At 38.0% G+C, this 1,613-nt stretch carries 1 protein-coding gene; it reads left to right on the forward strand.

The genetic code is table 11. The features are described 5' to 3' along the window. The first annotated feature begins 376 nt into the window (after window positions 1-376). The gene (locus Q0954_RS33845) at window positions 377-1,534 is read left to right on the forward strand and encodes a glycerate kinase (RefSeq protein ID WP_299466477.1); all 1,158 of its coding nucleotides are present in this window, start codon (window positions 377-379) and stop codon (window positions 1,532-1,534) included. Window positions 1,535-1,613: the final 79 nt, after the last annotated feature.

The following is a 1,613-nucleotide window of genomic DNA, read 5'->3' on the forward strand; positions in this document are numbered from 1 at the left end:
GAAAAATACTAGTAATCACACAAATCAAAAGCTTTTAACAGCCTTTTTCTCAAATTTTATTTCTTGCGATTGCCATGATAAATCCTTTGACATCTTGTTTTTCCTTTTTTTGTTGTTCACCCTAGGTCATATCTTCCTGAAAAACACCTTATATGTATAAATAACCACCTAATTGTTTTTAACAAGGTGTAGACGATATGATGTTGGTGTTTGGTGCATCAAACTTTATCATCGCAAATATTGTAACAAGAAGGAAAAACCAAGAAGTCAAAGAGCTTCCTTCTATACCACCTCAGGTTAATCATCCTCAAAAAAACATTGCTCTACCATAGAGTTGTTTATCAAAGTTTCAATATACAAACTCCTAACTACTCCTATGAAAGTAATCATTGCTCCCGACTCCTTCAAAGATTCTTTGTCGGCTACACAAGTAGCCAAACACATACACCAAGGAGTAAAACAAGTGGCTCCATCTATAGAAACCTTACAGATACCTATGGCTGATGGTGGTGAAGGGACTATGGACATACTTACCCAAATACTTGGGGGAGTGAAAATAGCAGTAAACGTATTAGACCCTTTACTACGCCCTATCAAAGCTAATTTTGGGTGGGTCGCATCAACCAATACTGCAATTATAGAAATGGCACAAGCTTCTGGGATACAATTACTCACTCAGGTAGAACGAAACCCTTTGTTTACATCATCTTATGGCACAGGGCAGCTTATAGCCGCTGCATTGCAACACCAGTGCAAACGAATATTGATATGTATAGGTGGAAGTGCAACTAATGATGTAGGATGTGGAATGCTTCAAGCGTTAGGGGTCAAGTTCAAAGATAATCAAGGAAGTACATTACCCACTATTACAGGACAACAGTTAACCAATATACACCAGATAGATATTGGTCATCTTCCTGAACTTATCAATGGTGTCTCCATTGAAATATTGAATGATGTTACCAATCCACTTTATGGCACCAACGGAGCCACTCAAGTTTATGCACCACAAAAAGGGGCAACAAATGAGGTGGTATACCTGCTTGAAAAAGCTATCATAGGTTTAGCTCAAACTATTTTTGATGCTACTGGCATAGATATACAATCAATAGCAGGTGCTGGTGCAGCAGGAGGCATAGGTGGGACTTTGAAATGTTTTTTACAAGGGAATATAATGAACGGAGTACAAAGCGTAATGGATGCATATAAGCTTGAAGAGGTGTTTAAACAGGCAGACACAAAAAACTCCTTAGTCATTACTGGTGAAGGGAAACTAGATACACAGTCAGGTCAGGGTAAAGTTATTAGTGGAATAGCTCAATTAGCAAAAAAACACAAATTGCCTGTGGTAGTTTTAGCAGGAAAAGTTGATATTGCAGCAACTGAAAATAAAAAGTTAAACATTGATGCCACGTTTTCTATTGTAAATGCGCCTATGAGTTTGACAGATGCCTTAAATAATGCTGGGAAATTGATAGAAAATACAACGACCAACATTGTAAGCCTGTGGGCTTCACACAAACTACCGAAATAATTTATTTACTCTAGAGCCAAAAAACCCTCATTGTTTTCACAATGAGGGTTGGTATTGGATCGGCAGCGACCTACTCTTC

Origin of the sequence: uncultured Microscilla sp. (assembly GCF_947493425.1) — a bacterium.
In the GTDB taxonomy this organism is placed as follows: domain Bacteria; phylum Bacteroidota; class Bacteroidia; order Cytophagales; family Microscillaceae; genus Microscilla.

Bases quoted from the DNA above. Each gene is read 5' to 3' on its own strand.
- Q0954_RS33845 (WP_299466477.1), top strand. From the start codon at position 377: ATGAAAGTAATCATTGCTCCCGACTCCTTCAAAGATTCTTTGTCGGCT.